Raw genomic sequence first — 553 nt, forward strand, 5'->3', positions numbered from 1 at the left:
GTCTACCACGACGACTACGAGCATGCCATCCCGCACGCGCACATCGTCGTCAACAACACGAACATCGAAACCGGCAAGCGCCTGCATGTCCCGCAGCCCAAGGAACTCAACCGCGACCTGCAGCAGATGGCCCGCGAGCGCGAGCTGGGCTATTTCACCGACAGGCCATCGGTCTTCAACAGGCGGGCCAAAGGCGGCGAGGCCAGAACTTCGCAGCGTGAGCACAAAGGCAAGGCCGAGCGCAGGATCGAGCGCGAGGGCGGCTACAGCTGGGTAGCCGACATACGTGAGCGCGCTAGGACCGCTCGTGCGCTTAGCAACGACGAGGCAAGCTACCGTGAGCTGCTCGGGGTCCTGGGCATCGAGCTTTCGCTCAACTCGCCCAACGCGCGCCAGCGCGATTACCTGTACGCCTTCTCCGATCACCCGAGTCGCAAGGTGGGCGGCGAGAAGTTGGGCCGTCCGTAGGGCAAAAGAGAGCTTGAGTTCGATTGGCTGATGCGCGCGCCCTTCAGGGAAGAGAAGCTCAGGGAGAATGGCAAACACGCCATCC

Annotated in this window: 1 pseudogene; it reads left to right on the forward strand. The window is 63.1% G+C overall.

Going from position 1 to position 553, the window contains the following annotated elements:
* A pseudogene (locus tag ACK8P7_RS11005) lies at window positions 1–468 on the forward strand (relaxase); the annotation flags it as partial.
* Window positions 469–553 lie beyond the last annotated feature (85 nt).

The organism is Oribacterium sp. P9 (assembly GCF_046365365.1).
GTDB lineage: Bacteria > Bacillota > Clostridia > Lachnospirales > Lachnospiraceae > Oribacterium.